Source organism: Streptomyces fumanus (genome assembly GCF_014655295.1).
Taxonomy (GTDB): Bacteria; Actinomycetota; Actinomycetes; order Streptomycetales; family Streptomycetaceae; genus Streptomyces; species Streptomyces fumanus.
In genome coordinates this window covers 310,569-336,460 of record NZ_BNBI01000008.1, presented here as the reverse complement: position 1 = coordinate 336,460, position 25,892 = coordinate 310,569, and the positions used below count along the sequence as shown (strand labels likewise).

Annotated in this window: 24 protein-coding genes; 13 read left to right on the top strand and 11 right to left on the bottom strand. The window is 73.9% G+C overall.

Annotated features, from left to right (window positions below; translation table 11 throughout):
* Positions 1-87: 87 nt before the first annotated feature.
* From cyc2 to IE316_RS19520, 3 genes are all read right to left on the bottom strand, one after another.
* Positions 88-2,250, bottom strand: coding sequence for a germacradienol/geosmin synthase Cyc2 (gene cyc2, locus IE316_RS19530; RefSeq protein WP_190205697.1), 2,163 nt, complete (start codon positions 2,248-2,250; stop codon positions 88-90).
* Positions 2,251-2,350: 100 nt separating this feature from the next.
* Complete coding sequence (locus tag IE316_RS19525) at positions 2,351-3,610, bottom strand: damage-control phosphatase ARMT1 family protein (RefSeq protein WP_190205696.1); 1,260 nt, start codon at positions 3,608-3,610, stop codon at positions 2,351-2,353.
* Positions 3,611-3,889: 279 nt separating this feature from the next.
* Positions 3,890-4,537 (bottom strand): ScbR family autoregulator-binding transcription factor, encoded by a 648-nt coding sequence (locus tag IE316_RS19520; protein WP_190205695.1) that lies wholly within the window; start codon positions 4,535-4,537, stop codon positions 3,890-3,892.
* Between the two features lie 372 nt (positions 4,538-4,909).
* Between IE316_RS19520 and IE316_RS19515 the strand changes: the two genes are divergently transcribed.
* Genes IE316_RS19515 through IE316_RS19495 form a run of 5 tightly spaced genes read left to right on the top strand, consistent with a single transcriptional unit; the run spans position 4,910 to position 9,596 of the window.
* A complete protein-coding gene (locus IE316_RS19515) occupies positions 4,910-5,920 on the top strand; it encodes a substrate-binding domain-containing protein (protein ID WP_190205694.1) in 1,011 nt (336 codons plus the stop codon).
* 33 nt (positions 5,921-5,953) lie between these two features.
* Complete coding sequence (locus IE316_RS19510; RefSeq protein WP_190205693.1) at positions 5,954-8,230, top strand: sensor histidine kinase; 2,277 nt, start codon at positions 5,954-5,956, stop codon at positions 8,228-8,230.
* Entirely contained in the window at positions 8,227-8,646 is a 420-nt protein-coding gene (locus IE316_RS19505; RefSeq protein ID WP_190205692.1) for a roadblock/LC7 domain-containing protein, read from the top strand. The genes IE316_RS19510 and IE316_RS19505 overlap by 4 nt, the downstream gene beginning before the upstream one ends.
* A 1-nt stretch (position 8,647) precedes the next feature.
* On the top strand, positions 8,648-9,007 hold the full coding sequence (locus IE316_RS19500) for a DUF742 domain-containing protein (protein ID WP_190205691.1): 360 nt from the start codon (positions 8,648-8,650) through the stop codon (positions 9,005-9,007).
* Positions 8,994-9,596 (top strand): GTP-binding protein, encoded by a 603-nt coding sequence (locus IE316_RS19495; protein ID WP_190205690.1) that lies wholly within the window; start codon positions 8,994-8,996, stop codon positions 9,594-9,596. The genes IE316_RS19500 and IE316_RS19495 overlap by 14 nt, the downstream gene beginning before the upstream one ends.
* On the opposite strand, the gene IE316_RS19490 is transcribed toward IE316_RS19495, so the two are convergent.
* The 4 genes from IE316_RS19490 to IE316_RS19475 form a co-directional block, all read right to left on the bottom strand.
* Positions 9,589-10,551, bottom strand: coding sequence for an ABC transporter substrate-binding protein (locus tag IE316_RS19490; protein ID WP_190205689.1), 963 nt, complete (start codon positions 10,549-10,551; stop codon positions 9,589-9,591). The two genes, IE316_RS19495 and IE316_RS19490, sit on opposite strands and share 8 nt — an antisense overlap.
* Positions 10,552-10,628: 77 nt before the next feature.
* Entirely contained in the window at positions 10,629-11,294 is a 666-nt protein-coding gene (locus IE316_RS19485) for an ABC transporter permease (RefSeq protein ID WP_190205688.1), read from the bottom strand.
* Positions 11,291-11,962: an ABC transporter permease gene (locus IE316_RS19480; protein ID WP_190205687.1), complete on the bottom strand. Its 672-nt coding sequence runs from the start codon at positions 11,960-11,962 to the stop codon at positions 11,291-11,293. The genes IE316_RS19485 and IE316_RS19480 overlap by 4 nt, the downstream gene beginning before the upstream one ends.
* Positions 11,959-13,083: an ABC transporter ATP-binding protein gene (locus IE316_RS19475; protein WP_190205686.1), complete on the bottom strand. Its 1,125-nt coding sequence runs from the start codon at positions 13,081-13,083 to the stop codon at positions 11,959-11,961. Before IE316_RS19475 ends, IE316_RS19480 begins: the two co-directional genes overlap by 4 nt.
* Before the next feature lie 248 nt (positions 13,084-13,331).
* Here IE316_RS19475 and IE316_RS19470 point away from each other — a divergent pair, with 248 nt between their 5' ends.
* Together IE316_RS19470 and IE316_RS19465 are read left to right on the top strand one after the other, a co-directional pair.
* Positions 13,332-14,030, top strand: a complete 699-nt coding sequence (locus IE316_RS19470) for a response regulator transcription factor (protein WP_229910468.1) — start codon at positions 13,332-13,334, stop codon at positions 14,028-14,030.
* Positions 14,027-15,463 carry a sensor histidine kinase gene (locus IE316_RS19465; RefSeq protein WP_190205684.1) on the top strand — a complete coding sequence of 479 codons (1,437 nt, stop codon included), beginning with the start codon at positions 14,027-14,029 and terminating at the stop codon, positions 15,461-15,463. Before IE316_RS19470 ends, IE316_RS19465 begins: the two co-directional genes overlap by 4 nt.
* A gap of 3 nt (positions 15,464-15,466) precedes the next feature.
* Here IE316_RS19465 and msrB read toward each other — a convergent pair whose 3' ends face one another.
* The 4 genes from msrB to IE316_RS19445 all read right to left on the bottom strand — a co-directional run bounded on the left by msrB (position 15,467) and on the right by IE316_RS19445 (position 18,802).
* Entirely contained in the window at positions 15,467-15,874 is a 408-nt protein-coding gene (gene msrB / locus IE316_RS19460; RefSeq protein WP_190205683.1) for a peptide-methionine (R)-S-oxide reductase MsrB, read from the bottom strand.
* 6 nt (positions 15,875-15,880) lie between these two features.
* Complete coding sequence (gene murC / locus IE316_RS19455) at positions 15,881-17,278, bottom strand: UDP-N-acetylmuramate--L-alanine ligase (protein ID WP_190205682.1); 1,398 nt, start codon at positions 17,276-17,278, stop codon at positions 15,881-15,883.
* 153 nt (positions 17,279-17,431) lie between these two features.
* A complete protein-coding gene (locus IE316_RS19450; RefSeq protein ID WP_190205681.1) occupies positions 17,432-17,905 on the bottom strand; it encodes an indole-3-glycerol phosphate synthase in 474 nt (157 codons plus the stop codon).
* Positions 17,906-18,016: 111 nt separating this feature from the next.
* The gene (locus tag IE316_RS19445; protein ID WP_190205680.1) at positions 18,017-18,802 is read right to left on the bottom strand and encodes a pyrimidine reductase family protein; all 786 of its coding nucleotides are present in this window, start codon (positions 18,800-18,802) and stop codon (positions 18,017-18,019) included.
* A 37-nt stretch (positions 18,803-18,839) separates the two neighbouring features.
* Here IE316_RS19445 and zapE point away from each other — a divergent pair, with 37 nt between their 5' ends.
* The 6 genes from zapE to IE316_RS19415 all read left to right on the top strand — a co-directional run bounded on the left by zapE (position 18,840) and on the right by IE316_RS19415 (position 25,889).
* Positions 18,840-19,940 (top strand): cell division protein ZapE, encoded by a 1,101-nt coding sequence (zapE, locus tag IE316_RS19440; protein ID WP_190205679.1) that lies wholly within the window; start codon positions 18,840-18,842, stop codon positions 19,938-19,940.
* 159 nt (positions 19,941-20,099) lie between these two features.
* Positions 20,100-20,498 (top strand): hypothetical protein, encoded by a 399-nt coding sequence (locus IE316_RS19435; protein WP_190205678.1) that lies wholly within the window; start codon positions 20,100-20,102, stop codon positions 20,496-20,498.
* Positions 20,499-20,576: 78 nt separating this feature from the next.
* Positions 20,577-21,158, top strand: coding sequence for a carbonic anhydrase (locus IE316_RS19430; protein WP_190205677.1), 582 nt, complete (start codon positions 20,577-20,579; stop codon positions 21,156-21,158).
* An 8-nt stretch (positions 21,159-21,166) separates the two neighbouring features.
* Entirely contained in the window at positions 21,167-22,699 is a 1,533-nt protein-coding gene (locus IE316_RS19425) for a SulP family inorganic anion transporter (protein WP_190205676.1), read from the top strand.
* A gap of 220 nt (positions 22,700-22,919) precedes the next feature.
* The gene (locus IE316_RS19420; RefSeq protein ID WP_190205675.1) at positions 22,920-24,335 is read left to right on the top strand and encodes a PhoX family protein; all 1,416 of its coding nucleotides are present in this window, start codon (positions 22,920-22,922) and stop codon (positions 24,333-24,335) included.
* Between the two features lie 30 nt (positions 24,336-24,365).
* The gene (locus IE316_RS19415) at positions 24,366-25,889 is read left to right on the top strand and encodes an FAD-dependent oxidoreductase (protein WP_190205674.1); all 1,524 of its coding nucleotides are present in this window, start codon (positions 24,366-24,368) and stop codon (positions 25,887-25,889) included.
* Positions 25,890-25,892: the final 3 nt, after the last annotated feature.

The window sequence follows — 25,892 nt, the reverse complement described above, 5'->3', positions numbered from 1 at the left end:
CCCTGAATATCCCGTTCCGCACCAAAAGGCAGAGAGCGTTCCGGAACGGGGGCCGGGCCGGGGCGGTCCAAGGGGGCGGGACCGGGTTCAGTGGAGGACGGGTACCGCCGGGGTGCGGTCGGGGAGGAAGAGGTGGGCGCGCCGGGCGAGGTACTCGGCCCGGTAGCGGGGGACGCTCCGGTGCCAGTTGAGGATGCCCGCCATCCAGTTCCGCAGGTCCGCCACATAGTCGCGCATGATCTGCCGGGCCTCCTCGGAGAGGTCGAAGTCCTCGTAGACGACGGGCAGTTCGCGCTCGACGACGTGCTCGAACTGGCGCATGCGCTGGGTCATCAGGTCGTGCACCACGGGCAGGGCGGTGGGGTAGTCGACGCCGAAGAAGTTCTGCACGACCAGGATCGCGTTGTGCATCTCCCCCTCGTACTCGATCTCCTTCTGGTACGAGAAGATGTCGTTGAGCAGGCAGGCCCAGTCCATCGCCGCGTTCTCCAGGGAGCGGACCGGGCCGCTGCGGTAGACCTCGGGCGGGACGGCGGGGCCGTGGCCCGCGCGGCACAGGCCCAGGGTGAGGTCGGAGCCGAAGGTGGACCGGCGCATCTCCAGGTAGTCGACCGGGTCGGGGACGCGGTGGTGGATCTGGTTGAACAGCTCCCACAGCCACGCCTCGGTCATCTTGTCGATGGCCGTCCGCAGCGGGCGGCGCTGCTCCGGGGTCATGTCCGCCGTGGTGCGCGCCCACAGGTCGATCAGGGAGCGCTCCATCGCGTTGACCGGCGGGGGGACCGGTTCCCCGGCCAGGGGCATGCAGGCCGACAGGCGGGCCGTGGTCAGCCGGGCGGCGACCAGGTCCCGGCGGTGGCCGTAGACCAGCGGGTAGTAGTCGTCGCCGTAGGTGCCGAAGGCCAGCCAGCCGGAGGCGAGGTCGAGCTGGTCCTGGGTGGCGTCCGGGTCGAGGCCCGCGGCGCACAGCGGGAGGTCGCAGCTCGCGAGCTTGTCCTCGTCCCACACGCCTTCGCTGAGCATCCCCATCCGCGCGCACCAGTCGAACAGATGGCGGCGGGAGCCCTCCAGGGCCGGGCTCAGCTCCAGCGGGAAGGGCATGTAGATGTCGGGGATGCGGGAGGGGCCGACGCGCTGGAACGGCACATGGGTGTGGGCCCGCAGCCGCTCGGCACCGGCCGCGGCGAGCAGGGCGCCCACGTCGGCGGCGGAGGTGCCCGGGCCGCCGAGGGACTGCCAGGGGAAGCCGGACGTACGGGCGTTCTCGTTCATGTAGCGGCTGGAGCGCATGTGCCACTCGTGGCCGCCGGACTGCCAGTCCTGGAGCCCCTTGGTGTACGCGGCGACGGCGGCGACCTCGGCCGGGGTCAGGCCGTTCTCCAGGGCGACGGCCGGGACCTCGGTGAACGCGGTGTGCTCGAACTGGTGCAGCCGGGAGGTCAGGACGTCGTTGACGAGGTCGGCGGCCTCCTGGGTGGTGCAGCCGAAGAAGGTCTCCAGCACCAGCACGCCGTTGCTCAGCTCGCCCTCGTCCTCCACCTCGCGCTGGTAGGAGAACAGGTCGTTGCGCAGGTGGACGGCGTCGGCGAAGGTCTCCATCAGCACCCGCATCGGGCGGGTCCCCGCGATGGCCGCGGGAACCTCGGCCGTGGCGTACTCCACCAGCCCCGCCGACCAGGGGGCGCCGCCGACCTTGCGGCGCATCTCGATGTACTCGACGGGGTTGGCGATCCGGCCCTCGTGGATGTTGGACAGCTCCCACAGCGACTCGTTGAGCAGGTGCTCGGTGGCGACGGCGAACCGGCGGCGCCAGCCGGCGGACATCGCCGGCACCGTGCGCGCCCAGAGGTCGGCGAGGCCGGCCTCCACCGGGTTCTCCGGCTCCGGGACGCCCGTGGCCAGGTCGAGCGGCATGAACAGGGGCAGCCGGTCCAGGTGGGCCTTGCCGGCGGCGCGGTCCTGGGAGCGCTTGTACTTCTCCAGGAAGTGGTCGTCGAAGAAGAACACCCACACGTACCAGTCGGTGATCAGGGACAGGTCCGGGCCGTCGCAGTCGGGGTGGGTGTAGGCGCAGAGCAGGCCGTAGTCGTGCGCGTCCAGGTCGGACTGCTCCCAGACCCCGGAACCCTCCAGCATGCCCATGTCGCGCGCCCACGCCGTCGAGTGGGCGCGCGCCTCGTCGACGTGCGGGTTCAGCCGCGCGGGGTGCGGCAGGTAGAAGTGCGGGAGTTCGAAGGGCTGCTGCGTCATGGCCGGGGCCCTACCCAGGGCCCCGGGGCGGCATCCCCGGATCGAACGATGGTCACACCATCGCGTGAATCGGGGCCGTTTCGGGGAACTTCCGCCCCGGTCAGTGCCGTACCTGGATCAGGGCGTGCGCGCCGGCGGTCCGCCAGCGGTCGCCCTCGGTGGCGTCGAGGGCGGCCTGGGTGGCGGGGGCCAGGCCGGTGATCACATCGGACTTCAGGGTGCGCAGCGCGGCGACCGGGCCGGGGAAGTACGCGGTGACGTCGGCGAAGGGTGTGGTCGGGGGCCAGCGCCGGTCGCCGACCAGCCGCCGGTAGTTGAGGTCGCCCTTGAGGACGGTGACCGTGGCCGCGGCGAAGTCCGCGCGCAGGTCCTCGGGCATCCGCGCGTACGGCAGCGGGGCGCAGGAGAAGGGGTGGGCGCGCAGGGTGAGGCGGCCGTCGGCGAGCGCCTCCCGCAGCGCGTGTCCGTACCGGGCGGCGGTGCCCCCGGCGCCGGTCAGCCGGCGCAGCGCGTCGAGCACGTCGGCGGGGGTGGCGTCGGACACGTAGTAGGGGTGGGGTTTGACGTGCAGGACGGCGCGGCGGACCCGGCCGTGGGTGAGGAGGTGGGCGATGAGCAGCAGATCGGGGACGAGTTCGCGGCCGGCGTTGTCGGCGACCAGGCAGAGCGTGGCGTCGCCGGCGGGCGGCAGCAGCGACCAGAGGCGTTCGCTGTCGTCGGCGACCAGGGGCGGCACCTCGGCGCGGTCCGCGGCGCCGGGCGCGGAGAGGCGGAAGCCGAGGTCGGCCCGGTTGCCCCAGACCGAGCCGTGCAGCAGCGCGGCGGCCAGGCCGTCGGGCGGGAGGGCGTCCAGGGCGGCGAGTTCGGCGTCGGTCTCCGGGGCGTCGAGGTCGGCGAGCTTGGCCGGGCGGAAGGGGTCGACGCCCTGCCAGGGGCCGGGGGCGAAGTAGCCGACGGCGTCGAGGAGGCGGCGGTAGAAGTAGCTCTCGGACCACAGCCAGGGCACCTCGAACCAGGAGCGGCCGGCGTGCGCGTCCATGTCCCAGGCGGTCCAGCGGGCGTGGTCGTGGGCGTCGGCGGGCAGCGGTTCGATGCTGCCCTTGAGGCAGTTCTCCAGCAGCGCGTCGAGCGCGCGGCGCCGGGCCGGGTCGTACGGGAGGTCCCGCGCCACCTGCCGGACGATCGCCGGGTGCCGTTCGGCCAGGACGGCGTGCGGGAAGGAGCCGGGCTCGTCGCCGAGGATGACGGGCGGGGCGGGGGTGCCGCGCCCGCCGGGGGCGCCGGGGGCGCCGGGGGCGTCAACAGCGCCGGGAGCGTCAGGAGCGCCGGGTACGTCGGAGGCGTCAGGTGCGTCGGGCATACCACCGACGCTATCGCGGGGGCCCGCGCGGCCGGGTGCGGCGACGCTGGCGGCCAGGCGCGGCGACGCACGCGGCCAGGCGCGGCGACGCTCGCAGCCAGGCGCGGCGACGCTCGCAGCCAGGCGCGGCGACGCTCGCAGCCAGGCGCGGCGACGCTGGCAGCCAGGTGCGGCGACGCACGCGGCCAGGCGCGGCGGCGACGCACGCGGCCAGGCGCGGCGGAACCTCCGCACGAGCCCTGCGTACGGACCTCCCCGCCAAGTCCCGGCGCACCCCCCTCAGATCCGACCGGCCTCCCGCTCCAGATGCGCCGTGAGCCCCAGATAACGCGGTCGGCGGGTCACCGGCACCAGGCCGCGGATCAGCACGCGCCACATCTCCGCGACCCGGCGCGGCTGGCGGGCGACGGGCTCGACGAAGCGGCCCACCACGCGGGTGCCGACGAAGGAGCAGACCAGGGTGTGGGCGACGGAGTCCACGTCGACGTCCGGGTGGACGTCGGACTCCTCGACCGCGCCGAGCAGCCGGGCCGAGACCAGCTCCAGCCACTCGCTGAACGGGTGCCGCAGCGGCGGCCGCACCGGCACGCCCCCGGTGGCCAGCCGCAGGCCGGCCCGGAGCACGGGCCCCTCGACGGAGAGCCGGGCGATGCCGAAGGTCAGGCGCATCAGCGCCTCCAGCGAGGAGTAGCCCCGGCCGTCCATCTCCCGGGCCAGCCGCAGCGAGGTCCGGGACTGGATCTCCATGATGGCCTGGGCGAGGTCCTCCTTGGCGGCGAAGTGGAAGTACAGGGCGCCTTTGGTGACGTGGGCGTGTTCCACGATGTCGCTGAGGCTCGTCGATTCATAGCCGTGGCGGTCGAACAGATCGGCGGCGGCCGTGATGATCGTCGCGCGGGTCTGCTCGGCGCGTAACTGCCTCGCCATCGACTTGTACTCTCTCCTGGGCGGGAACCGACGGGCCATGCCGTTTGTTTTGACCCGGTGTAGACCATAACTCACGTTCCGATCAGCCTATTTGAAGAGACGCAGGAAAGAACGGCGTACGCTCCTGGGTAAAACCGGTTGCCCGGTATGTTTGCGCTCGGCGCCGCTCCGGTCACCCTCCCCGGCGGCCGATCATCACGATGCGGTGGCGACGGCTCACGCCGGGTCTCCGGTCACTTGACTACCGGTGGTCACACGCGGTTTGCTCCGGGCGAGCGAGAATCACCCGGTCGGCGCAGCCCCCGTCGCGCGGCCGCGGCACGGCTCGCCGTTCATCCTGCTCGGCCGCACAGCGAGGTGCCGCGAACCACCATGAACACTCCTCCCCCGCCGCCCGCCCGGCCCCGGCGCCTGCGCGCCGCGGTGCTGACGGTGGCGGTGTGCCTGTTGCTGGCCGACTGCTCCGCCTCGGACGCCGGCGAGGACGGCCGGGCCGCGGACGCCGCCGGGCCGGGCGCGGGACGGCTGCGGATCGCCCTGATCACCCACGGCGGTGCGGGCGACGCCTTCTGGGAGCGGGTGCGCAAGGGCGCCGAGGCGGCGGCCGCCAAGGACGGCGTCGAGCTGACGTACGCCGGGGACGCCGACACCGCCGGCCAGGCCGAACTGGTGCGGGACGCGGTCCGCGACAAGGCCGACGGCATCGCGGTGACCCTGGCCAAGCCGCAGGCGATGAAGGCCGCGGTCGCCGAGGCACGCGCGGCCGGCATCCCCGTGGTCGGCCTCAACTCCGGGATCGACGACTGGCGTCCGGCCGGGCTGCTGGAGTACTTCGGGCAGGACGAGAGCGTCGCGGGCCGGGCCGTCGGCGACAAGCTGGACGACCTGAAGGCCCGGTACGCCCTGTGCGTCATCCACGAGCGCGGCAACGTCGCCCTGGAGGCCCGCTGCGCCGGGGTGAAGAAGACCTTCGGCGGCGAGACCGAGATGCTGTACGTCGACGGCACCGACAGGGAGGCGGTGGGCGCGGCGCTCACCGCGCGTCTGCGGCAGGACGCCCGTATCGACGAGGTGGTGATGAACGGGGCGCAGTTCGCGCTCACCGCGGTGGACGCCGTCCGGGAGGCGGGCAGCGCGGCCCGGGTCGCCACCTTCGACCTCAGCGAGGACCTGGTGGCCGCCGTCAAGCGCGGGGACGTGCAGTTCGCCGTCGACCAGCAGCCCTACCTCCAGGGGTACCTCGCGGTGGACGCGCTGTGGCTGTACCGGACCAACGGCAACGTCAGCGGCGGCGGGGTCGCGCCGGTGCTCACCGGCCCGGCGTTCGTCACCCGCGCCAACGCCGACGCGGTCGCCCGCCACGCCGCGGGCGGCACCCGGTGACACCGCCCTGCCCACCGACCCACCGGGACCGCGATGTCTGAACGGACGGGGGCCCGGCGGCGCCTGGGCTCGATACGGCTCTCCCTGATCCTGCTGGCGGTGGTGCCCAGCGTCACCCTGGCCGCGATGTGGGGCGTGACCACCACCCAGATGTTCGCCGAGGGCCTGCGGCTGCGGGCGCAGACGGAGCTGAGCCGGTCCACCGGCGCCATGGGCACCGAGGCCGCCCTCGCCCTCCAGCGCGAGCGGGCCGCGTCGGCCGAGTGGCTCGCCGCGCCCGGCGGTCCCCGCACCGCCCTGGACGCCCGGCGCGCGGCGACCGACCGGGCGGTCGCCGAGCTGACCGGCCGGTCCGACGCCATCGGCGAGGCACCCGACCGGGTCTCGGAGAAGCTGTACTCGGTGCTGGGCGCGCTGGGCAGCCTGGAGTACTACCGCGACCAGGTCGACGACCCCACCGACATCACCGCCGAGCAGGCGCTGGACCAGTACACGTCGATCATCGACGGGCAGATCCACGCCTTCCAGGAGCTGTCCCAGGTCGACGACGGCGACCTCACCTCGCGGGCCGGCCCGCTGGTCGCCCTGGAACACGCGGCCGAACTGGCCTCCCGGGAGGACGCCGCGCTCACCCTCGCCTGGCCCGGCGGGCGGCTCGACGCCGAGGGGTGGGCCGGCTTCGCGCAACTGGTGCACACCCGGCGCTGGCTGGTCCAGGACCAGATCATGCCCGCGCTGCGCGGCGGCGCCAGGACCGAGGCCGAGGCCATCCTGCGCAGCGCCGAGTGGACGGACCTGGAGGCGGTCGAGGACCAGGTGCTCGCGGCCCGCGCGGCGGGCGGCGACGGCTCGGTCCGGCTGCCGGACGCGCGGCAGCGCTGGTCCGCCGCGATGGACCGGGTCTCCGCGCGGTACGCGGCGCTGATCGAGCGGCAGACCGGGCTGCTGCTGGACCGCAGCGCCGACGAGGCGCACGGGCTGCTGCTGACCGCCGCCTGGCTGAGCGCGGGCGGGCTGCTCGCCCTGCTGCTGTGCGTGGTGCTGTCCTGGCGGATCACCCGCTCGCTCTCCCGCCGGCTGAGCGGCCTGCGCCGGGCCACCCTGAGCCTGGCCCGGGAGCGGCTGCCGGACGTGGTGGCCCAACTGGAGCGCGGCGAGACCGTCGACGTGGACTCGGCGGCCCCGCCGCTGGACTACGGGCGGGACGAACTCGGCGAGGTCGCGCAGGCGTTCAACACCGCGCAGCGCACGGCCGTCAACACCGCCGTCGAACTCGCCGACAACCGGCGCGGCTTCCAGAAGGTCATCCTCGGCATCGCCCGGGAGAGCCAGAACCTCGTCAACCGGCAGCTCGCCAGGTTGGACGCGCTGGAACGCGAGCACACCGACCCGGAGGTCCTCCAGGGCCTGTACGAACTGGACTCCACCGCCAGCCAGTTGCGCCGGTACGAGGAGAATCTCGTCATCATCGCCGGTGAGCAGCCCCGGCGCAGTTGGCGGGAGCCGGTCGCGCTGGTCGACATCCTGCGCGGCGCGGTCGGCGAGGTCGCCGAGTACCGGCGGGTGGAGGTGCACACCGACGAGGAGGTGTCCCTCGCGCCGCCCGCGGTGGCCGACGTGATCCATCTGCTGGCCGAGCTGATCGACAACGCCACCGCCTACTCCCCCGCGCCCAGCCCGGTCGAGGTGCGCGCCGCGATGGTGGGCAAGGGGCTCGCCGTGGAGGTCGAGGACCGGGGGCTGGGGCTGTCGGAGGAGGAGTACGCCTCGTTCAACGCCCAGTTGGCGGTGGTGCCGCAGTTCGACGTGGTGGCGCTCGCCGACGACCTGCGGCTCGGCATGTTCGTCGTCGCCCGCCTCGCCCACCGGCACGGCATCCAGGTGACGCTGCGGCCGTCGCCGTACGGCGGCACCACGGCGGTCGTGCTGGTGCCGCCGGAGGTGGTGGTACGGGAGGTGCCGGAGGCCGGACCCGGGGACGGGCCCGGGGACGAGCGTGCCCTGCCCGCACGGCAGCCCGCCGCACCCCCCTGCGCACCCGCCCCCGCTCCCGTCGACCCCGCTGCCCCCGCCCCGCTCCCCCGGCGGGTGCCGGGGACCAGTCTCGTCGCCGAGTTGCGGGAGGAACCCGCGAGCGGACCGGACGAACCGGACGGCGGACACGGCGACTTCAGCGCCGAGCGCGCCGCCGCCTCCCTCGGCGGATTCCAGCGCGGGACGCTCAAGGCGCGCGGCCGGGAGGCCGACGAGGAGACCGACGGGACCGACGACCGCTCCGCCCGCAGACCGCTCACGAAGGACACGCCATGACACGCCCCACGCCCGCCACCGACACCCGACTGGACCAGTTGCTCACCGGACTCGTGGACCGGGTCGCGGACGTGGACCGGGCCGTCGTGCTCTCCGAGGACGGGCTGGTGGTCAGCAAGTCGATCGGGTTCCCGCGCGACGACGCGGAGCGGCTGGCGGCGACCGCCTCCGGTCTGATGAGCCTCAGCAAGGGCGTCAGCATGGACTTCCGGGGCGGGCCGGTCCGGCAGGCGCTGATCGAGATGGCCAACAGCTATCTGATCCTCACCTCCGCCGGTCCCGGCGCCCACCTCGTCGTGCTGACCGGGGCCGACGCCGACGTCGGCGTGGTGGCGTACCAGATGAACATGCTGGTGAAGAAGATCGGCGACCATCTGAGCGCGGCACCGCGGGCCGCCGCGGGCCCCGGCGCGTGAGGTGAGCGAAGGCGACGCGGGGGGCCGGCTGGTCCGCCCGTTCACCCTGACCGGCGGCCGGACCCGGCCCAGCCGCGCCGACTTCGCCCTGATCACGACGGTGACCGCGGTGGACCCGCCGCCCGCCCGGGCCCCGCGTCCGCAGCCCGAGCACCTGCGGATCCTGAAGCTGTGCGCCGAGCCGATGGCCGTGGCGGAGCTGGCCGCCCGGCTGGACCTGCCGGTGAGCGTGGTCGTCATCCTGCTCTGCGATCTGCTGGAGGCGGGCCGGATCACCGCCCGTGCGCCGCATCCCGTCACGCGGTCCGCCCCGGACCTGGACCTGCTGCAGAAAGTGAGGGAGGGCCTTGGCCGGCTCTGAGCACGCCGCCCCGGCGGCACCCGACGCGGTGAAGATCCTCATCGCCGGCGGCTTCGGCGTCGGCAAGACCACCATGGTCGGGTCGGTCAGCGAGATCGCCCCGCTGCGCACCGAGGAGCCGCTCACCGTGGCGGGGCTGGGCGTGGACGACCTCGCCGGGATCGAGGAGAAGCGGTCCACCACGGTGGCGCTGGACTTCGGCCGGATCACCATCGGCCGGGACCTGGTGCTGTACCTGTTCGGCACCCCGGGCCAGCAGCGGTTCTGGTTCATGTGGAACGACCTGGCGGTCGGGGCGCTGGGCGCGGTGGTGCTGCTGGACGTGCGGCGCCCCGAGAGCAGTTTCGCCGCCATCGACTTCTTCGAGCGGCGGAACATCCCGTTCGTCGTGGGCGTCAACGGCTTCCACGGACGGCACCCGTATCCGCCCGAGGAGATCCGTCAGGCGCTGGCGCTGCCGGAGCGGGTGGCCGTGGTGCTGTGCGACGCCCGGGAGCGGGCCTCCGCCCGGGACGTGCTGATCGCCCTCGTCGACCGGCTGATCGCGGACGCGGACGGCCGGGCCGACGAGGGCGGGCGGATCAGATGAGGCCCTCCGACTGCAGCCACGCCTTGGCCACGTCCAGCGGGTCCTTCTTGTCCGTCTGGACCTGGCTGTCCAGGTCGCGGAGGGTCTCGGTGTCGAGCTTGGCGGAGACGGCGTTCAGCGCGGCGACGGCCTTCTCGGAGAGGTCGCCCTCGCGGACCAGCGGGGTGACGTTGGCGAACCCGAAGAAGTTCTCCGGGTCCTTCAGGACCACGAACCCCTCCTTGTCGATGGCCGGGTCGGTGGTGAAGATGTCCGCCGCCTGCACGGTGTTCTTGGCCAGCGCCGCCTGGGTCAGCGGGCCGCCCGCGTCCAGCGCCTTGAAGGACTTGAACTTCAGCCCGTAGACCGACTCCAGGCCCTTCAGTCCCTGCTGGCGGGTCTGGAACTCCGGGGACCCGCCGATCACCAGGTCGGGGGCGATGTCCTTGAGGTCGGCGAGCGTGCTGGACTCGGTGAGCTCGTACTTCTTCGCCGTGGCCGCGTTGACGCTCACCGAGTCCTTGTTCTCGGCGGGCGAGGAGTCGAGCAGCGTCAGGGACTTGTCCAGCTTGGCCTTGACGGCCTCGTCGACCGCGTCGGCGGACTTCTGCTCCGCCTTGGCGTCGAGGTAGGCCAGCAGCGAGCCGTTGTACTCCGGCAGCACCGTGACCGAGCCGTTCTTCATCAGGCCGTACGTGGTCTCCCGGCTGCCGATGTTGTGCTTGTAGGTGACCTTGACGCCCTTGGCCCGCAGCGCCTCGCCGTACAGGTCGGCGAGGAGGGTGGACTCGGCGAAGTTGTTGGAGCCGACGACGACCGTGCCGGCCTCGGCCTTCTCCCCGGCCAGCGGGTCGTCGCCGTCGTCGGTGCCGTCGGAGGAACAGCCCGCGAGCAGCGCCGCCGCGGCGGCGAGTGCGACGGCCGCCGCACCGGTGTGCCTCGTCCTGGACCTGCTGCTTCGCGCGGTGAAAGTCATTCAACGATCCAATCCAGCCGGTGTTCGATGCGTCAAGAACGGCCTGATTACGGTTTTCCGTCACCGTCGACGGGCCGTCAGCGCCGCCGGACCCCGGGGGAGACCGCGAACCGGCCCGCCGCCCAGAACAGGGCGAGGGTGGTCAGGGCGAGGACGGCGACCAGGGTGGCGCCGCCGACGACCTTCTCGTAGTCGCGCTGGTAGAGCCCGTCGACGATGTACCGGCCGAGGCCGCCGAGGCTGACGTAGGCGGCGATGGTGGCGGTGGAGACGATCTGGATGGCCGCCGAGCGCAGTCCGCTGAGGATCAGCGGCAGGGCGACCGGCAGTTCGACCTGGAACAGGACGCGGGACTCCCGCATGCCCATGCCGCGGGCGGCGTCCACCGGGGCGGGGTCGACGGAGCGGACCGCCTCGTAGGTGGTGACCAGGATCGGCGGGACGGCGAGGACGACCAGCGGGATCATCACCGGCAGCAGGTTGAAGCCGAGCGCGATGGCGATCAGCACCAGCAGGCCGAAGCTGGGCAGCGCGCGGGCGGCGGTGGCCAGGAACGCCAGCACGTTGCCGCCGCGCCCGGTGTGCCCGGTGAGCAGGCCGACGGGCAGGCCGATGGCGGCGGCCAGGCCGAGCGCGAGCAGCGAGTACTGGACGTGTTCCAGCAGGCGTCGCGGGATGCCGTCGTAGCCGTGCCAGTGGGCGCTGTCGCTGAAGAAGGCGTCGACGAAGTTCAGGACGTTCACTTGACCACCGCCGGGCGCCGGGTGGCGGTGCCGCGGGGCATCCACGGGGTGAGCAGGAGGCGCAGGCCGACCAGGGCGGCGTCGCAGGCGATGGCGAGGACGGCCGTGGTGACGACGGAGTTGACGGCCAGTTCGGGCCGGTCGTACTTCTGCGCGGCGGCCAGCAGGTTGCCCAGGGCGCCCTGGTTGCCGATCAGGGCGCCGACGCTGACCAGGGAGATGCTGGAGACGGTGGCGACCCGCAGCCCGGCCACCAGGGCGGGCACGGCGATCGGCAACTGCACCTGGAGGTAGCGGCGTACCGGCCCGAAGCCCATGGCGGTGGCGGCGGCCAGGGTCTCCTGGGGCACCGAGCGGACCCCGTCGACGATGGCCGGGACCAGCACCACCAGGCTGTAGACGGCCAGCGGGATCATCACGGTCAGCTCGGTCTGGCCGGTGTAGTCGATGAGCACGACGAAGAACGCCAGCGAGGGCACGGCGTAGAGCACGGTCGTCACGCCGAGCACCGGGGGGTACAGCCAGCGGAAGCGGACGCAGAGCTGGGCCAGCGGCAGGGCCAGGACCAGCCCGGCCAGCACGGGCAGCAGGGCCTCGCGCAGATGCAGGCCGATCAGCCCGGCCCAGGTGTTCTGCAGGTCGCTGGGGATGTCGAAGTAACCGCTCACGGGGCGACCCCGGCGCGGTCGGCGGGGCCGGCCGCGTGGGCGGCGCGGATCGCCTCGCCGATGGTCGTCTGCGAGGCGACGCCGGTGACCCGGCCGTCGGGGTCCACGGCGACGGCCCAGCCGGTCGGCGAGAGCACCGCGCAGTCCAGGGCGGCGCGCAGCGAGTCGGTGCCGGGCACGAAGGGCCGCCCGTACGGCAGCAGCCGGTCCGGCGCGGTGTCCCCGGCGGCCAGGCCGGCCGGGGTGCCCCAGCCCAGCGGGCGGCCGTCGGCGTCGGTGACCAGCAGGTACGGGGCGTCGGCGGCGGCGAACCGCTCGGCGCCGGCGTCGGCGCGGACCACCGGGGCGGTGGTCAGCTCCAGCGCGGCGGACGGGAAGAAGGACAGGCGCCGCACGCCCCGGTCGGCGCCGAGGAAGTCCTCGACGAAGGCGTCGGCGGGGGCGGAGAGCAGTTCGGCGGGGGACGCGAACTGGGCGAGCCGGCCGCCGGTGCGCAGCACCGCGACCATGGTGCCGAGTTTGATGGCCTCGTCGATGTCGTGGGTGACGAAGACGATGGTCTTGCCCAGCTCCGCCTGGATGCGCAGCAGTTCGTCCTGGAGCCCCTTGCGGACCACGGGGTCGACGGCGGAGAACGGCTCGTCCATGAGCAGCACCGGCGGGTCCGCGGCCAGCGCGCGGGCCACCCCGACGCGCTGCTGCTGCCCGCCGGAGAGCTGGTAGGGGTAGCGCCGGGCCAGGGAGGTGTCGAGGCCGACCCGTTCCATCAGCTCCGCCGCCCGGGCGCGGGCCTTCTGCTTGCCCCAGCCCAGCATCCGGGGCACGGTCGCGATGTTGTCGACGATGGTGCGGTGCTGGAAGAGGCCGGCGTTCTGGATGACGTAACCCATGGAGCGGCGCAGGGTGGTGACGGGCCGGCGCTGGATGTCGGTGCCGTCGAGGAGGATGGTGCCCTCGGTCGGCTCCACCATCCTGTTGATCATGCGCAGGGTGGTGGTCTTGCCGCAGCCCGAGGGTCCGACGAGGACCGTGATCGAGCCGTCGGGTATGTCCAGCGACAGTTGGTCGACCGCCACCGTCCCGTCCGGATACCGTTTGGTGACTGATTCCATCCGTATCAAAACGCCGAGAACCCTTCGGGTGGGGCGGACAACTCCAGGACACCTGGCCCGGGGTCGTACGGGCAGTTGCCGCCCGAGTCTAGACGTGCTGCCTCGGACAACCCTTCCCGGAGCCGCCGCCGCCATGCCCCGGTCCGCGCCCGGCCCGCCTGTCGTTTCCCTGTCGGCGGGCTGTCGTCCAACTGTCGATCACGGTCCGTGGCATCCGGGGGGTCGGCGGCGGGCGGCGGGTGGCGCAATATGAGCGGGTGGACAAAGTTCGACTCCTGGTCGTGGACGACGACCCGCCCATCGCCGATCTCGTCGCCACGGTCGCCCGGTACGAGGGCTGGGAGGCGGTCACCGCCAACTCCGGCACGGACGCGCTGCGCACCGCGGGCTGGTTCCGGCCGGACATCGTGGTGCTCGACCTGATGCTGCCGGACATCGACGGCTTCGGCGTCCTGGACGAGCTGCGCCGCTCGGGGACGATGGTGCCGGTGGTGTTCCTCACCGCCCGCGACCAGGTGGCCGACCGGGTGGCGGGGCTGACCCGGGGCGGCGACGACTACCTGGTCAAGCCGTTCGCGGTGGAGGAGCTGATGGCGCGGCTGCGGACCGTGCTGCGGCGCAGCGCCGGACCCGGCTTCCCGCGCTCGGTGCTGCGGGTCGGGGACCTGACGATGGACGAGGACACCCGCGAGGTGCGGCGCGGCGGGACGCTGATCGCCCTCACCCCGACCGAGTACGAGGTGCTGCGCTATCTGATGCGCAAGTCGCCGGCCGTGCTGACCAAGGCGCAGATCCTCGACCACGTCTGGGAGTACGGCTTCGGCGGCCGGTCCAACGTGGTGGAACTGGTCGTCAGCCGGCTGCGCCGCAAGCTCGACGAGGCCGGGGAGGCCGGCGGGCCGCTGATCCACACCGTGCGCGGCTTCGGGTACGCGCTGCGCCGGACCGCCCCGTGATCCGGCGGCTGTGGCGAAGCTGGCGCCGGCTGCGCCTGGGCACCCGCCTCGCGCTCGGCCTCGGGGTGCTGTCGCTGGCGGTGTTCGCCGTGGTGGGCACGGCGCTGACCGCGTCCATGCGGGAGTACCTCCAGGCGCGGCTCGTGGACCAGATGAAGCTGGTGCAGGTGGTGCAGTCCAAGGACGCGGCGACCCACGGCACGGTCGAACGGCAGCCGTACTACGGCTGGTACACGGCCGTGTACGACGTCACCGGCGGCTCCGCCGACCTGCGCCGGCCCGCCGACGTACCGGCGGACAGCGGGGCGCTGACCGACCTGGCCGAGACCCGGGCCCGGGCCGGCCAGGACCTGACCCGCAGCGTGCGGATCGACGGCCGCGGGCCCTATCTGCTGCGGGCCTGCGAGGTGCGGCCCGGGGTGGTGCTGGTGAGCGCCGCGCCGCTGGGGGACGTCGAGAACACCATGGACCGGCTGATCGCCGTGCAGGTGGTCGCCTACGGCCTGGCGCTGCTGGCGCTGGTGGTGCTCGGGCGGCGGATGCTGCGGCGGGGGCTGCGCCCGCTGAGCGAGATGGCGCGCACCGCGCACGGCATCGCCTCGCACGACCTGACCCGGTCCGCGGCCCAACTGCCGCTGCGCGCGGCCGGCCGGCCCGGCGGGCGCGAGGTGGAGGAGCTGCGCACCGCGTTCAACGCGATGCTGGAGCACATCGACGACTCCCTCGCGGTGCGCGCCGAGGCGGAGCGGCGGCTGCGCCGGTTCGTCGCCGACGCCTCGCACGAGCTGCGCACCCCGCTGATGTCCGTACGGGGCTACGCCGACCTCTTCCAGTACGCGGCCGCCAACGAGCCCGGGGAACGGGAGCGGCACCTGGCCCGGCTGCGGGCCGAGGCGGCGCGGATGGGGGTGCTCCTGGACGACCTGCTGCTGCTCGCCCGGCTGGACGCCGCCGAGGTCGAGGCGCCGCTGCGGCGGACCGACACCGATCTGACGGAGCTGGTGCGGCAGGCGGCCGACGCGTTCCGCGCCTCCCACCCGGGGCGCCCGCTGACGGTGACGGCGGGACCGGAGGCGCTGACGCTGCCGCTGGACCCGCAGCGGATCCGGCAGGTGCTGGACAACCTGCTGACCAACGCGGCCGTGCATACCCCGCCGGGCACCTCGGTGTCGGTGACCGTCACGGCCGGCGCGGACACCGCCGAGGTGCGGGTCGCCGACACGGGGCCGGGGGTGCCGGCCGCCGACCGGGACCGGGTCTTCGACCGGTTCTACCGGGTCGACAAGGCCCGCAGCCGGGACCGGGGCGGCAGCGGCCTGGGCCTGGCCGTCGCCCGCTCCCTGGTGGAGGCGCACGGCGGCACCGTGACGCTGACCGGCGCGCCGGGCGCGACGGTGTTCACGGTGACGCTGCCGCTGCGCGCGGCCCGGTGAGGGTCAGCTCTCGGCGGGCGTCAGCCGCAGCGAGAGGGAGTTGATGCAGTACCGCTGGTCGGTGGGGGTCGGGTAGCCCTCGCCCGCGAAGACGTGACCGAGGTGGGAGCCGCAGCGGGCGCACCGCACCTCGGTGCGGACCATGCCGTGCGAGCGGTCCTCGATCAGCTCGACCGCGTCGGTGTCCTTCGGGTCGAAGAACGACGGCCAGCCGCAGTGCGACTCGAACTTCGTGTCCGAGGTGAACAGCTCGGCGCCGCAGGCCCGGCAGGAGTAGACGCCCTTGGTCTTGGTGTCGGTGTACTCACCGGTGAACGCGGGCTCGGTGCCGGCCTGGCGCAGCACGGCGTACTCGGCCGGGGACAGCTCCGCGCGCCACTGCTCGTCCGGCTTCTCGACGGCGTACGACATGAGACTTCAGCCCCTTACTTCGGCAAGACGGTCCAGGATGAGCGGGCCGAGGTCGGTGACGTCGCCCGCGCCCATGGTGAGAACGAGATCACCGGGCCGGGCCATTCCCGCCACCGCCGCCGGGACCCCGGCCTGGTCGGACAGCGGGGTGACCTCGGCGCCGGCCGCGCGGGCCGCCTGGACGATCAGGTCGCTGGTGACGCCGGGGATCGGGTCCTCGCGGGCCGGGTAGATGCCGAGGACCAGGGAGGCGTCGGCGAGGGCGAGGGCCTGGCCCATCTCCTTGCCGAGTTCCTGGGTGCGGGAGAACAGGTGCGGCTGGAAGACGACGAGGATGCGGCCTCGGCCGGCCGCCGCGCGCATCGCCTCCAGGTCGGCGGTCATCTCGGTGGGGTGGTGGGCGTAGGAGTCGATCACCTGGACGCCGGCCGCCTCGCCCTTGAGCTGGAGCCGCCGCTTGACGCCGGTGTAGGCGGCGAGCGCGGGGGCCAGCTCGGCGGCGGGGATGCCCAGCGCGGCCCCGGCGGCCAGGGCGGCGACGGCGTTGGAGGCGTAGTGCCGGCCGGGCACGGAGACGGTGAAGGTCAGTTCGGTGCCGTCCAGCAGGACGGTGACCTCGCTGCTGAGGCCCCGCGCGGTCACCGACAGGATGCGCACGTCGGCGTCGGCCGCCTCCCCGTACGTCACCGTGCGCACCGAGCCGGCCAGCCGCCGGGTCAGCTCCCGGGCGCCCTCGTGGTCGGCGGAGATCACCAGGGTGCCGCCGGGCCTGATCCGGCCCGCGAACGTCTCGAAGGACTCGTAGATCTCGTCCATGGAGGCGTAGTTGGCGTGGTGGTCGAGCTCCACGTTGAGGACGATCGCGACCTCGGGGGCGTACTTGTGGAAGCTGCGGTCGGACTCGTCGGCCTCGGCGACGAAGATCTCGCCGGTGCCGTGCAGGGCGTTGGAGCCGGGCGCGTCCAGGTCGCCGCCGATGGCGTACGAGGGGTCCAGGCCCAGCTCGGCCAGGGAGACCGCCAGCATCGAGGTGGTGGTCGTCTTGCCGTGGGTGCCGGCCACCGCGAGCGGGCGCAGGCCGTCCATCAGGGCGGCCAGGGCGTCGGAGCGGTGGACGACCGGGACGCCCAGTTCGGCGGCGCGGGCCAGCTCCGGGTTGTCCGCGCGGATCGCGGAGGAGACGACCACGCAGCTCGCGTCGTCGGCGAGGTGCTCGGCGGCGTGCCCGATGTGCACGGTGGCGCCCAGCGCGCGCAGCGCCTCGGCGGTCGCGGAGTCCTTCGCGTCGCTGCCGGCCACCTTGGCCCCGCGCTGCGCGAGGATCTTGGCGATCCCCGACATTCCGGCGCCGCCGATGCCGATGAAGTGCGGTCGGTCCATGGCGGTGGGGAGGCCGGGTGCCATGTTGTCTCCCTGTGCGTGCGGGTCGGTACGTGCTGTCTGCGGCGGTCAGCCTATGCGGTGCGGGGCGCGGGGGCCGACCTCGGCCGGGGTGTGCGGGGGGCCGGGTGGCCGTGCGGGGTGCCCGCGCCCCTGACGGCGTCGTCCGGCCCCGCCTCACGCCTTGCTGTGGGAGAACAGCTTGAGCACCGGGACGCCGACCTTGTGGCGGGCCCGGGAGGCCCAGTCGCGGTGGAAGAACTCCTCCACGTAGTGCGGGTCGGTCAGGACGATCACCTCGTCGGCGCCGCACTCGGCGACCAGGGACTTCAGCTCGTCCAGCGGATGGTCCGCCACCAGTCTGCCCTCCGCGCGGTGCCCCGCCGCGTGCAGGGCGGTGAGGGAGACCTCCAGGGCGCGCTGCCCGACGGTCAGCGCCTCCTCGCCCTCGGGGGTCTCGCCCTCGCGCACGGCCTCGTCCAGTTCGCCGAGGGCGACGTCGTCGATGGCCCGCAGCAACCGGTCGGCCTGGTCGCCGCGCGGCTGGAGCAGCACCTGGAAGGTGACCGGCTCCTCCCCGTGCAAGGTGGTGACGAACTCCACGTCGGCGGACGTCAGGGCCTTCTCGATCATCAAAACGCTTGTGAACACCAGGCGCCCCTTCTCCTTCGAGGGCCACTGCGGCCCCACCCTCCGTGAGCCGCTACCCGGCCCTGCCGAAACCATCCTGCCCCGTGACCGGACTCCCGGCACCGGGTCCGCTCACGGCAGGTCGCGCCGGTAGCGGCTGAAGAGGAAACCCTCCTCTTCCAGCAGCGACGCCAGCACGAACCGGCGCGGCACCGCCATCGCCGGCCCCCCGGCGATCCGCTGGGCGTCGCCCGCGGTGAGCATCGGCGCGACGGTCAGGCACAGCTCGTCCAGCACGCCCGCCGCGACGAACTGCCCGAGCAGCTTCGGCCCGCCCTCGGTGAGCAGCCGGGTGTGGCCGAGCCCGGCGAGGGCTTGGACGGCGCGGGCGGGGTCGACGCCGGTGCCGTCCCCGGCGAGCACCACGCGGGCGCCGGCCTTCTCGGCGGCGGCGATCCGCTCCGGGGGCGCGCCGGCCCCGGTCAGGATCAGCGTGGGGACCAGCGGCGAGGTGAACAGCGGCAGCGAGAAGTCCAGGTCCAGTCCGGCGCTGACCACCGCGATCGCCGGCACCGGACCCTGCCCGGCGGCCCGCCGCGTCCCCGCGAGCCCCTCACGCGCGCGTGCCGGGCGGTAGCCCTCCGCGCGGACCGTCTCGGCGCCGACGACCACCGCGTCGGCCAGGGCCCGCAGGATGCCGAAGATCCGCATGTCGGCGGCGCTGGAGAGGGGCTGGGAGCGGCCGTCGTGCTGGGCGGCCCCGTCGAGGGAGGCGACCATGTTGGCCCGCAGCCACACCCCCGGTCCGCCGCCGTCCCCGTCCGGGTAGGCGTACGCGGCGGCCAGCTCGGCCAGGCTCCACTCCCGGTCGGGGTCCGGCGCTGCTGTCTGGTCGGTCACAGGGAACAGGCGTCGCATGCCGTGCAGTGTTCCACGCCAACTAGCATGGTGAACCGTGTCTTCTCCCTCCGCCGCCCCCGGCCCCGCGCCCTCCGGTTCCGCCCCGCTGTCCCTGTGCGCCCGTGAGCCGCACGTCCCCGCGGAGCGTCTGGTGGCGGAGATGGTGCCGCCGCCGCGCTTCGACTCGGTCCGCTTCGGCACCTACGTCCCGGACCCGGCGCAGCCCAGCCAGCGCGAGGCCGTGCGGGTGCTGGAGGACTTCGCGGCCGGGCTGGGCGGGCGCCCGGCGGGCGGCGGGCGGCGCGGCCTGTTCGGGTTCGGCCGGGCGCCGAAGGCACCGGCGGGCCCGCGCGGCGTGTACCTCGACGGCGGGTACGGCGTCGGCAAGACCCATCTGCTCGCCTCGCTGTGGCACGCCGCCCCGGCCGAGCCGTCCCGCAAGGCGTTCGGCACCTTCGTGGAGCTGACCAACCTGGTCGGCGCCCTCGGCTTCCAGCAGACCGTGCGGACCCTGTCCGGGCACGCGCTGCTGTGCATCGACGAGTTCGAGCTGGACGACCCGGGCGACACCGTGCTGGTCTCCACCCTGCTGAGCAGGCTGGTGGAGGCGGGCGTGGCGCTGGCCGCCACCTCCAACACGCTGCCCGGCAAGCTGGGCGAAGGCCGGTTCGCGGCGGCCGACTTCCTGCGGGAGATCCAGGGCCTGTCCGCCCACTTCCGCACCCTGCGCATCGACGGCGAGGACTACCGCCACCGGGGGCTGCCCGAGGCGCCCGCGCCGTTCACCGAGGAACGGGTGACGGCGGCGGCGCGGGCGACCGAGGGGGCCTCCCTGGACGCCTTCGACGCCCTGCTGGACCACCTCGCCAAGGTCCACCCGAGCCGGTACGGGGCGCTGACCGACGGCCTCGGGGCGGTCTGCCTGACGGGGGTGCGGCCGGTGCCGGACCAGTCGACGGCGCTGCGCCTGGTGGTGCTCGCGGACCGGCTGTACGACCGAGAGGTGCCGGTGCTGGCCTCCGGGGTGCCCTTCGACCGCCTGTTCAGCGAAGACATGCTCGAAGGCGGCTACCGCAAGAAGTACTTCCGGGCGATATCCCGGCTCACCGCGCTGGCCCGGGACGGGGCCCGGCTGGTCGAGCCGCCCCGCGACTGACCGGGTTCAAGCCAAGGACCCCGCATTTTTCGGGCTCTCTTCGCCTGGTAACACGCAGTTAACCCTGCAAACGCCCACCCCGGGCTACCGTGCTTCTTGACCAATCGTTGACCAAATGTTGGTCTGCACCAGAGGTACGAGCCGACCGGGAGGGGGCGCATGATGCGAGGTGCGGCGGCCCGGACCGCGATCGCGCTCCTCACCGCCGTCCTGCTCGCCTTCTCCCTCTTCGCGCCCGAGGCTTCCTTCGCATCCGCGCACACCGGCCGTGAAGTCGTGGCCAACGCCACCCCCGGGCTGCTTCCCGCCGCCACGGTCCAGCGCGAGACCGTCCTGTGCCCCGACGCCGGCCGGCCCGGGGACCCGAGCGGTCCCGCGCGCACCCGCGACCGGCACCGTGCCGCCGCCGCCCCGGGCCACGGGACGGCCGAGCGGCCGCTCACCGGACGGCACCTGCCGGCCGTCCCTTCCTCCTCCGTGTCCCCCGCCGGGCACCCGCACCCGTCGAGACCCTCGGCGGACCGCACCCCGGCGGTCCTGCAGGTCTTCCGCTGCTGAGCCTCGCGCCCAGCGGCACCCCCACCTCTGTCCTGCTCATCCGACGCGCCCCCACCGCGCGCCAGGAGGAAACCCATCATGCAGCCCCTCATCGACCACGCCCGCACGTTCGGACAGCGCCCTGAGGAGTTCGCCAGGTACGCCGACGGCCAGTCCCCCGACGTCCTGTTCATCACCTGCTCCGACTCGCGGGTCGTGCCCGCCCTGATCACCGGCGCCCGCCCCGGCCAGCTCTTCGAGCTGCGCACCGCGGGCAACGTCGTCCCGCCGTACACCGCCGGCCGTCCCACCGGCGAGGCGGCCACCATCGAGTACGCCGTGCAGGTGCTCGGCGTCCAGGACATCGTGGTCTGCGGCCACTCGCACTGCGGCGCCGTCGGCGCCCTGGTCCGCGGCGACGACCTGACCGCCGTACCGGCCGTGCGCGACTGGCTGGCGTACGGCGCGGAACCGCCCGAGTGCACCGACCCCGCCGACCCGGCCGTCTCCGAGCCGGTGCAGAACCACGTGCTCGCCCAGGTGCTCCGGCTGCGCTCCTACCCGTGCGTGGAGCGCCGGCTCGCGGCGGGCGAGCTGAAGCTGCGCGGCTGGTTCTACGAAGTGCACACCGGCACCGTGCGCGAGCACCGCGCCGACACCGACACCTTCGAGCTGCTGTGAGCCGCGCCATGACCGCGATATCCAAGTACCCCCACCTGCGGCAGGACTTCGCCGCCTCCCTCGTCGTCTTCCTGGTCGCCCTGCCGCTGTGCGTGGGCGTCGCCGTCGCCTCCGGGGTCCCGGCCGAGGTCGGCCTGGTCACCGGCATCGTGGGCGGCATCGTCACCGGCCTGATGCGCGGCAGCAGCCTCCAGGTCTCCGGCCCGGCCGCCGGACTGACCGTGCTGGTCTACGAGGCCGTCGACAGCTACGGACTGGCCGCGCTCGGCGTGATCGTGCTGGCCACCGGCCTGCTCCAGGTGGCCATGGGCGCCCTGCGACTGGGGCGGTGGTTCCGGGCCATCTCCCTGTCGGTCGTCGAGGGCATGCTCGCCGGCATCGGACTGGTCATCATCGCGGGCCAGTTGTACGCGGCGGCCGGCCTGGAGGCGCCCGCCTCCGGCCTGGACAAGATCCTCGGGCTGCCCGGTGCCGCCGTCGACGTGATCGGCAGCGCGGAGGCGGCGGCCTCGCTCGCGGTCGGCGCGGGCACCATCGCCGTGATGGTGCTGTGGAGGAAGCTGCCCCGGCGGGCGTCGGCGGTGCCGGGCGCGCTCGCCGCGGTCGTGCTGGCCACGCTCGCCGCGCTCGTCTTCGGGCTGCCGGTCGCCACCGTCGAGGTCAACGGCCTGCTGGACTCCGTACAGGTGCCCGGCGCGGACGCCTTCGGCGAACTGGCCGACCCCGGCTTCCTCGGCACCATCGTCGCCTTCACCCTGATCGCGTCCGCCGAGAGCCTGTTCAGCGCCGCCGCGGTGGACCGGCTGCACGACGGTCCACGCACCCAGTACGACAAGGAGCTGATGGCGCAGGGCGCGGGCAACACCGTGTGCGGTGTGCTCGGCGCGCTGCCGATGACCGCCGTCATCGTGCGCAGCTCCGCCAATGTCGCGGCGGGCGCGAAGACCAAGGCGTCCCGGGTCCTGCACGGCGTCTGGCTGCTGCTGTTCGCCGCGCTGCTGCCGTCCGCGCTGGCCCTGATCCCGCTGCCCGCGCTGGCCGGGGTGCTGGTGCACGCCGGCTGGAAGCTGATCCCGCTGCGCGGACTCGTGGCGCTGTGGCGGCGGCACCGGGGCGAGGCGGTGATCCTCGTCGTCACGGCCGTGTCGATCGTCGCGGTCAACATGTTCGAGGGCGTGCTGATCGGGATGGCCCTGTCGGTGGTCAAGACCGCCTGGGAGGCGTCGCACCTGCGCACGGAGGTCGTCGACAAGGGCGCCGGGCCGATCCAGGTGTACCTGACGGGCAACGCCACCTTCCTGCGGCTTCCGAAGATCCTCGACAGTCTGGAGTCGCTGCCCGAGGAGCGGCCCGTCGAGCTGGACCTGACCGGGCTGCACCACCTGGACCACGCCTGCCGTACGGCGCTGGAGAACTGGGCCGAGCGGCACGGCGCCACCGCCGCGGAACCGGTGAAGGTGACGGGGCCGGCGAAGGCCGCGGGACCCGGCGGGGCCGCGGAACCGGAGACGGTCACGGAACCGGCCGCACCGGCCCGGTAGCCCGCGCCCGCCGCGGTACCCGGTCCGGCGGCACGGCCCCGGACACCCCCGCGCGGTACCCGGTCCGGCGGCACCGCCCCGGACCGGGTACCGGTCGGAAGCGGCCGGGCGGGGGAACGTGCAAGGGACACGCAGGGGCGCGCGCGTGGTTCCCGGGGGTCCGCGCGAGTGATAGACACGGCGGGGTCACTGTCCTGTCCGCCAGCAGGAAGGTTTCGCCATGTCCGTCTCCGAGCCCGCCCCCCGGTCCGTCCCCGAGCCTGCCCCCGGGTCCGCCTCCCGCCGTCAGGTCCTCGCCCGGTCCGGTGCGGTGGCCGCGGGGATCGCGTTCACCGGCGCCCTCGGCGAACTCTTCGCCGGCACCGCCGCCGCGCAGTCCCTCGGCCACCGCGGTTACGGCCCCCTCGTCCCCGACCCCGACGGACTGCTCGACCTGCCGAAGGGCTTCCGCTACCGGGTGCTCTCCCGGGAGGGCGAGGCGCTGCGCTCCGGCGAGGGCCCGGTCCCCTCCAACCACGACGGCATGGCGGCCTTCCCGGCCCGCCGGGGCGGCGTGCACCTGGTCCGCAACCACGAGAACCGGGCCGGCGGCCGCGTCCCCGTCCCCACCGTCGAGGGCCTCACCTACGACCCGGCCGGCAAGGGCGGCTGTACCGCCCTCACCCTCGACTCCCACGACCGGGTGCTCGCCGAGCGGGTCGCCATCGCCGGTACGGCCGTCAACTGCGCGGGCGGGCCGACCCCCTGGCACACCTGGCTGACCTGCGAGGAGACCGAGGACAGAGCCGGCACCAACGGCTACACCAAGGACCACGGCTTCATCTTCGAGGTCGACCCGGCCGACCCGCACCGCACCGGCGCGGTCCCGCTGACCGCGATGGGCCGCTTCCAGCACGAGGCGATCGCCGTGGACCCCCGCCGGGGCGTGGTCTACGAGACCGAGGACGCCTTCGAACGGCCCTTCGGCCTCTTCTACCGGTTCCTGCCCGAGAAACCGCTCGGCGGCACCGGTTCGCTGCGCGCGGGCGGCCGGCTCCAGGCGATGCGCGTCCCCGGCGTGCCCGACCTGTCCTCGATCCAGGAGACCGGCGCCGTGTTCGACGGCGTGGAGTGGGCCGACGTACCCGACCCGCTGGCCACCGGCACCCCGGTCCGGCTCCAGGACTTCGGCAAGCGGGGCATCACCCACGCGCAGAAGCTGGAGGGCTGCTACTGGGGCGGGCGCAGCGTGTACTTCGTGTCCTCCTTCGCCCGCAGCGCACAGGGCTCGGCGGCCGACCACTACGGGCAGATCTGGCGCTACGAGCCCGACCGGCGCCGCCTCACCCTGGTGATCGTCTTCGGCCCGGACACCGAAGTACAGCTCCCCGGGGAGTCGCCGGACAACATCTGCCTGGCGCCCAGCGGCGGCCTGATGGTCTGTGAGGACGGCGACGGCGCCCAGCACGTCTTCGGCGTCACCCGGCACGGCGAGGTCTACCCGATGGCCCGCAACGCCCAGAACACCGGCACCGCCGAGGCCCCGGAGTACGGCGAGTTCGCCGGCGTCACCTTCTCCCCCGACGGCGGCACGATGTACGTCAACTGCTACACCCCCGGAACCACCTTCGCCGTCACCGGCCCCTGGCGCCGGTGAAGCGCCGGTAAACGGGGTACCCGGTGCCGTATGACGGAGAACGCGCAGGTCAGCGGCTCGTACTGGCTTCAGACGGCACCGGGCGCCCCCCGCCCCGCACTGACGGAGGACCTGGATGTCGACGTCGCCGTGATCGGCGGCGGCATCGCCGGGCTGTGCACGGCGTACGGGCTGGCCCGCGCCGGGCGCAGCGTGGCGGTGCTGGAGGCGGACCGGATCGCGGCGAGCGTCACCGGCCACACCACCGCCAAGCTGACCGCCCTGCACAGCCTGGTCTACGCCAAGCTGCGCCGCACCCGGGGCCCGGAGGGCGCGAAGCTGTACGCCCGTTCGCAGACCGAGGCGATCGAGCACGCCGCCGCGCTGGTGGACGAACTGGGCATCGACTGCGACTGGGAGACCCGCAGCGCCTACACCTACGTCCGGGACGCCAACCGGGTGGACGAGGTGCGGGCCGAGGCGGCGGCGGCCAAGGAGGCGGGGCTGCCGGCCGCGTTCGTGACGGAGACCGGGCTGCCGTTCCCGGTGGCCGGGGCGGTGCGGGTGACCGGGCAGGCGCAGTTCCATCCGCGCAGGTTCCTGCTGGCCCTCGCCGAGGACTTCGAGGCGCGCGGCGGGCGGATCTTCGAGCACACCACCGTGCACGGCCTGGACGAGGGCGAGCCGTGCCGGGTGTCGGCCGGGACGGGCGCGACGGTACGGGCCCGGGACGTGGTGGTCGCCACGCACTACCCGGTCTTCGACCGGGCGCTGCTGTTCTCCCGGCTCTCCCCGCGCCGCGAACTGGTGGTCGCCGGGCCGATCTCCGCCGACCGCGAGGTCGACGGCATGTACATCACGCCGGAGGAGGGCACCCGCTCGGTCCGTACCGCCCCGCTCGCCGGGGACGCCGGGCAGAAGCTGCTGATCGTCACCGGGGAGCACTTCACGCCCGGCACGGGCGACACCCGCGAGCGTTTCGACCGCCTGGGCGCCTGGACCGCCGAGCACTTCCCCGGCGTCGGCCTCACCCACTCCTGGGCCACGCAGGACATCGACCCCACCGACACCGTGCCGATGGTGGGCCCGCTGCACCCGCGCGCGCGGCACACCTACGTGGCCACCGGCTTCGGCGGCTGGGGCATGAGCGGCGGCCTGATGGCGGGCCGGCTGCTGACCGCTCAGATCACCGGCGCGGAGTGCGCCTGGAGCGGGCTGTACGACCCGCGCCGGCTGCGGACGCAGGTGCGCGAGGCCCCGCAGTTCCTGAAGACGCAGGCCGAGGTGGCCGGGCACTTCGTCGGGGACCGCCTCAAGCCGGCCCCGCCGGTGGACGCGCTGCCGCCCGGCGAGGGCGCGGTCGTCCGGGTCGACGGCCACCGGGTCGCGGTCTACCGGGACGAGGACGGCGCCCTGCACGCGGTCTCACCGCGCTGCACCCACCTGGGCTGCCTGGTCGGCTTCAACGCGGCCGAACGCGCCTGGGAGTGCCCCTGCCACGGCTCCCGCTTCGACACCGAGGGCAATGTCGTCCAGGGCCCGGCGACCAAGCCGCTGGAGCGCCGGGAGATCTGACCC